2 protein-coding genes and 3 pseudogenes are annotated in these 6,507 nt (G+C 64.5%); 4 read left to right on the forward strand and 1 reads right to left on the reverse strand.

Translation table 11 applies throughout. The features are described 5' to 3' along the window. Window positions 1–43: 43 nt before the first annotated feature. Window positions 44–1,198: pseudogene (locus RR1_RS22190) on the reverse strand (IS3 family transposase). A 213-nt stretch (window positions 1,199–1,411) separates the two neighbouring features. On the opposite strand from RR1_RS22190, the gene RR1_RS21190 reads away from it, so the two are divergent. The 4 genes and pseudogenes from RR1_RS21190 (at window position 1,412) to RR1_RS21740 (ending at window position 6,506) form a co-directional block, all read left to right on the forward strand. After that, window positions 1,412–4,228: a DUF4365 domain-containing protein gene (locus tag RR1_RS21190; protein WP_010839989.1), complete on the forward strand. Its 2,817-nt coding sequence runs from the start codon at window positions 1,412–1,414 to the stop codon at window positions 4,226–4,228. Between the two features lie 115 nt (window positions 4,229–4,343). After that, window positions 4,344–4,880, forward strand: a pseudogene (locus RR1_RS21735) (ATP-dependent DNA ligase). A gap of 162 nt (window positions 4,881–5,042) precedes the next feature. Continuing rightward, a complete protein-coding gene (locus RR1_RS21205; RefSeq protein WP_010839984.1) occupies window positions 5,043–5,945 on the forward strand; it encodes a hypothetical protein in 903 nt (300 codons plus the stop codon). Window positions 5,946–6,027: 82 nt separating this feature from the next. Continuing rightward, window positions 6,028–6,506, forward strand: a pseudogene (locus RR1_RS21740) (ATP dependent DNA ligase). Window position 6,507 lies beyond the last annotated feature (1 nt).

Consider the following 6,507-nt stretch of genomic DNA (forward strand, 5'->3'; position numbering starts at 1 on the left):
TCGAGGGACTGCCCCGGTTCGGTTGACGCAGGGGTGGGTGTCGTCAGACTGCGGTAGAGGCCTGATAGATCGTTTCGAACTCGATGGGGTCAGTCGTCCGAGTCTGCGTTGGCGACGTTTGCGATGATAGGTCGTCTCGATCCAGGTGACGATCGCCAGGCGCAGTTCCTGGCGGGTTCGCCAGCATCGGCGGTCGAGGACGTTGCGTTGCAGGAGCGCGAAGAACGATTCCATCGCGGCGTTGTCGCCGCATGCCCCGACGCGTCCCATCGATCCACGTAAACTGTTGTGCGACAGTGCATGGACGAAGCTTCTGGACCTGAATTGGCTGCCTGGTCGGAGTGCACGATCGTTGCGGTGGGTGTGCGTGCGGCAACAGCGTGCGTCAGTGCGGCCACTGCGAGTGATGCCTTCATGCGTGTGTCGATGGAGTAGCCGACGATCCACCCGGAGTAGACGTCCTTGATCGCGCAGAGGTACAGCTTGCCTTCACCTGTGCGGTGCTCGGTGATGTCGGTCAGCCAGACCTGATCGGGGGCGTCGGCGGTGAAGTTGCGGTCGACGAGGTCGTCGTGCACGGGTGGCCCCGACTTCCTGGTCAGGCCCCGTTTCTTGCTGAAGACCGACCAGATCTTCTCCTGTGAGCACAACCGTGCGACGCGGTTCTCGCCGGCGGCGATGCCGTGGCCGGGCAGCTCGTCCGCGATGAATCGGTACCCGAACGCCGGGTCGTCGGCGTGGATCGTACGGGCAGCGTCGATGAGATGCGCGTCGTCCTAATCACGTTGCGAGACAGGATTGCTGCGCCACTTGTAGAACGCTTGTCGCGAGAATCCGAGCACCCGGTAGGTCACCGTGACGGGAATCCTGTCGTCGGCAAGGTCGAGGACCAGCGGGAACATCATTTTGGGTTGACATGCTGGGACAGGTAGCCCACCGCCCGGCGCATCACCTCCGCTTCCTGCTCGAGGACCCTGATCCGTTTACGTGCCTCGCGCAGCTCGGCAGCCTCGCCGGTGTCCGCCGCCGCACCGCCGGGGCGGTCGGCGCTCTCCTCGCGGTCGGCCACCTTCATCCACCGCTGCAGACACGTCTCGGAGATCCCGAAGTCCTGCGCGATCTGGCGCAGCGGAGCGTCGCTGCGGCGGGCCACTGCGATCACATCGCGCCGGAACTCCTTCGGATACGGCTTGGGCATGGTGAACATCCATTCACTGCAAGAACCGAATCTCACAACCCAGATGTCAACCAAACTGGGGGCAGTCCCGAAAACACGCCCAGATGCGGGCCGGTGTGCGCCCCTCACACCGCCTGGCCAACGGCCACGGCCGATGCGTCACTCTCTACTGTGGTCTCAACACGACCAGGGTGGAACGCCCTGCTCAGGGCGCATAAGTAGAGGGCAGGAATCGTGGCCAAGAGGGCGAGCAAGACGGACCAGACCGGCAACATCGGGGAAGCCGCAGTGAGGTATCAGTTTTTCAAGCTCGGCTGGCACGTCGCAGACAACCCGCCCGGAGAAGTCGGCACCGACCTACTGCTACAGGCACGCGCCGACGGCCTCCTCGACCTCGGCGCCCCAGTCGGCGCCCAAGTCAAGAGCGGACCGACGTGGTTCGACGAACCGAAGCGCGACGCGAACGGGGAGCCGATCGGATGGTGGTTCCGAGACAGCAGCGGTGAACACATCAAGTACTGGCTCGACTACCACCTGCCTCACATCCTGGTGCTCCACGAACAGAACACCGAGACGTCCTACTGGGTGCACATCACCCCCGACAAAGTGCAAAGCACCGGTGTGGGAATGAAGATCCTCGTCCCGCGAGAATCGACAGTGGACGAAGACCACGCGGACGAGTTGCTGGAAGTCGCCATCTCACGGGCAGGATCACGGTGGGAAGGCAGCGCGTGGAACGGCGGTGCCGGGGTGACATCCACCGACCGGCTGCGATACGCCCTGCTGACACCCCGCCTCATCGCGCCCCACCCCAACCGGGCCGTGGAGGAGGCGAGCGCTCACGAAGCCATCGCGCTGCTCGTCAAGATGCGTCTCCACGACCTTCAGCCGTCGGGACTGCCCGGCAGCAAAAGCCCGGTGCCTGATCTCGAATCGTGCAAGTCCTCTCCGGAGTGGCAGTGGCGCCTGTACGCAGCCCTGTACGGCGTGCTCATTGACGGTCAGGACAGCGACGAGCTCCAAGAGCTGGTTGACACGGCTCCCACACCTCACGAAATCGCCGCAGCCAGCGTGATCAGCTGTGTGATGCACATGGAGGACCAGGACGCCCGAGCAGGGCTGGAGACCATTGAGCGCGCGCTCACCGACACTGAGAAGTACGCGCCAGTCGACCGCGATTGGCTACTCCTCCACAAGGCTCGATGCCTCAGCGAACTCGGAAACCTCGACCAGGCACGCAGCATCGCGGCCACGGTCCAACGCCTCCGGACCCTCGAACCCAACGATCCGACAGCGATGGCGATCGCAGGGGCCGGCGCCGACATCATCTTCACCGCCACCGGCTGGGGAAGCGACCTATCAGAGGTGATCTCCGGACGCGACACGATCGCCGCATGGTGGCGCACCCAGGAGATCTCATCCGGACTACAGGATCACTTCGACGAACACTTCCGAACCTGGGCGAATCACGCCACCACCCCGGGCCAGACCGAAGGCGACACCTGGTACCGGTTGCGCGCAGCCACCCTCCTCTCAGGCATGGCCGCCGACCATTCAGCCTGGCGCCATTCCTCTGCCCTTCTCGCCAAGCACATACTCACCTTCGCCTCTACCGAATCGAGCACGGACACGATCTCCGGAGCGCTCACAGTCCTGCGCCGCGCCGGAGACACCAAAACGATCAAGCTGGCAGCCAAACGACTACTCGACTCAGGCCCCGCTGCCGCAGTCCGTGACGCCGCTACCACCATGAATCTCGATGACGCGACTCGTACCTCCCTGCACGCCGACCTCGCTCTCCTCGCTGCTGCTGCCGACGTACTTGAAAACGCGACCGCCGATCGTGCCTGTCGGTGGATCCTGTCGAATCTCGTTGACATCGATGGGTTCATCAATCGATTCCAGCCCACCTTCTCCCCCGACCACACCCTCATCGAAACGTTGAGCTTTCTCGTCCCGGCGTTGTCCGCCGACGCAACACGCGAACTGATCACGTACCTACTCGCTGTGCCCTCCCAGGAGGATGTGGGGTTGGGGCATGACTTGGCCAGGGTACTTCGACGTATTCCGCCAGCAGCGTGGTCTGAGGACGACCGCGCTGAGCTGTCGGCCAGAGACGATGTCGACAGCGAACTTCGCCAAGCCGTCACAGCTATCGTGGTCACAGACGACTCGGACCGGCGCGACCAGCTCCGCGCCGGCATCCGAGAGGGGAATCTCGACGATCTCGCGGCATTCGGCGACATAACCGATCTCGACACCGACACTGTTGAAGCGCTCTGCGCGTACCTCGAAAAGCGGATCGACGAACAGATCACAGCCCTCCAGAACGGCCGCCACTCCATCTACACCTACGACTTCGCCAGCATCCTGGTCTTGGTCAACGTGTGGCATCCGGAACAGGCACGATGGGAACCTGTTCGCCGATTCCTGACCGCGCCCACTCCGATGTGGGTAGCTCACCTCGAGAATGTGCTGACGCGTCTACGTCGCCTCGGCGGGTCTATTCCGGACGATGTGGCCGCAACCCTCGTCGATCCGCTCCACTGTCTGATGCTCACGGGCGTTGTTCGGACATTGCCGATGATCGGCAGCCGAGACGTCCGTGGGGCAGCGGGCGCCGCTCTCGCCGCCATCAACCCAGACGTCATCTCCGACACCGAACTGTGGGACCTGATGGAAGGCGCGACCCGCGAACAGCGCGAAGCCGCGATTCGCGTCATCGCCGCACGCGGCATCGACGGAGCATTCGACACCCTCTGGGCCATGTCCCGAGACAGCAACCCCTGGATGCGCGCCCATGTCGCCAACCAGCTCGCGATCGCGGCGGACCGACATGAGCACGATGACCGCTTCTCGACGTTGCTGCAGCGTCTCCTGGCGGACCCCGGAACCCTCATCGCACGGATGGTCGCGGTGACCCTACCCGGCCAACCTCGTTCCGCTGCATCCGATCACGTCGCAAACATCCTCCGAAACCACCTCTCCGCAGAAGTCCGACGCTACGTAGCCAAGTACGAGGCTGGCAGCGGTGCACCCATCGCCGAATGACCACAGCCGACGCAGCGCACACTCGATTACATGACCTCCCCACAGGCGGCGCCCACACCGATGCTGGCACCCTCGGTGAGGTCCCGTCGAGTCCCGGGTGGGGGTTCGAGTGGAAGTGGGGACGGCCAACGCAATCGCCGTCATCCAGAGCCGTCAGTTCCGCCTGTACAGCCGGAACGGCAACGATGTCACCGGGACTTCATTCCCCGAACTCGCTGAAGCGCTCCTCGGCGCGCTCAGGGGCCGAAACGCCGTCGTGGACGGCGACATCGTCGCGCTTGACGAGAAGGGCCGCCCATCGTTCGGGCGGCTGCAATGTCGCATGCATGTGCAGCGGCCGGCCGCGCAGCTCCGGGCAGAGGTTCCGGTGTCGTTCTTCGCCTTCGACGTCCTCGAGGTCGAAGGCGACTCGACGACCTCACTGCCGTATCTCGAGCGCCGAGCCGCGCTCGCCGACCTCGTGGAGCCGGGCCCTCGGATGCAGGTCCCGCCGCACTGAACCGACGTCGACGGCCAGCAGATGCTCGACCTGGCCCGCGAGCACGGGCTCGAGGGTGTCGTGGCCAAACGCGTCGACTCGACGTACCGGCCCGGCCGCCGCTCGCCGACTTGGATCAAGACGCCGCTCCGGAACAACACCGAGGTGACGTGATCGGCTGGGTAGACGGCACCGGCACCGCCCGCAACGGGGTCGGCTCACTGCTCGTCGGTGCCCACGACGACACTGGTGACGCGAGATACCGAAACCTACGGAATTCGGATCAGCTCTCCATGCTGGCACGTCGACGACAGTGCAGTTTCCTATCATCCGGGGATGGCTAAACCGCCCCGCCCACGGTTCACTGACGAGCAGCGCCTCAGGGCATTTGTACTGCGTGCCCGGCGCATCACGTCGCACTCGCTGTGGCGCGAGCACCGCAACCTGTTGGAGAAGGCACGGACCGTCGAAATGAACGTCACGGTCACCCACGACCATCGAACGAACGAGACGACCTACCTTCTTCGCGAGGAGTTCCCCGAGGAGGAACTGCTCGAATCGTTGGCGGCTCGCCTTCGACCGCTCACGCTTCCCAGCGAGGAACTGCACTATACGAAGGTGCTCGACTCGATCGCTGCGCTTGCGCCCGACAGCCAGTTCCCTGAATGCTTCGAGCCGATTGAGCACTGGCGAAAAATGTGGGCCGGCGTCGCCACCCGGGACGAGTCCGCACAGGCGTACTTCATCTCAACCGACAAGGGTGTCGCATCCGACCAGGATCTGATGTACGCGTGGTACTACGGCGACGTCGTGCACGCCGACGACAAGGAGGCTGAGTCGAAGGGTCTCGGAGTCCGCGAGCGGTACAAGGCCGCCGTCGGCATCGTGACGCGGATCGTCGAATGTACGGATCTGACTCTGTACCTGGTTCGTTCGCTCGTCGACGAGGGCGTCTTGACGCTCGACCCAGAGCTGTTCGAGCGCGAAGTGGTGGTGACCGGGACGGTGTTCGAAACGCCGGTCAAGGCATACGCGTCTGAGGTGGGGTCGCCGCTGCCGATGGACGACGCGCCGCTCGACCCTGAAGTGTGGCAGCCCATGCACGACGCGGTTGCACCGCAGTTGGATGCGCCCTCATCGTGTGAAACGTGGTGGCAGACCCACACCCGGCGACCGTCGAGGGACTGGACATGGGGAATCACCCAGCAAGAACTGGCCCAACTGCTGGAAACTGACTGATCGGCCAGCCCGCTCCCTGGTACATGTGCAGATGGTCGGGGCGACCGGCATCGGGGTCCCGAGTCGGCCCGCGAAGCCGCCGATGATTTCACCAGCACAGATCAGAACTGCGCGTGCGCGGCGCAGCCCGGAGGAACGTGGCCGCAGCGATTTCGTGGCGCTTGAGAGCCGAGCCGCCTGGGCATCGACATACGCCTTGCTGGCTTCCTTGGTCTCGGAGAAAGCCAACTCGCCCGAATCGAACCCCGCTGGCCGCTTCGATCTCCGCGGCGCACGCCCGCTGCCCCGCCGCCTGGTCTACATCGGCCACGTCGGAACCGGATTCACCACTGCCGATCGCCGAGCTCTCCGGCAGCAGCTCAACCAGATCGAGCAGCCCACCAGCCCACTCGAACTGCGGCGCCCGCGCGCGATGCCCGCGGCGCGCACTGGGTGGAACCGCGGCTAGTCGGCGACGTGGAGTTCCGCGAGTACACCGGCGGTAGCCTGCGGCACTTGAGCTGGAAGGGCTTACGCGACGACAAGACACCCGACGAGGTCGACCTGCCGGGCCGGCACTAAC

It is taken from the genome of Rhodococcus rhodnii NBRC 100604, from assembly GCF_001894925.1.
Classification (GTDB): Bacteria; Actinomycetota; Actinomycetes; order Mycobacteriales; family Mycobacteriaceae; genus Rhodococcus_F; species Rhodococcus_F rhodnii.

Coding starts and splice junctions, on each gene's coding strand:
- RR1_RS21205 (WP_010839984.1), top strand. CDS start 5,043: ATGGCTAAACCGCCCCGCCCACGGTTCACTGACGAGCAGCGCCTCAGG.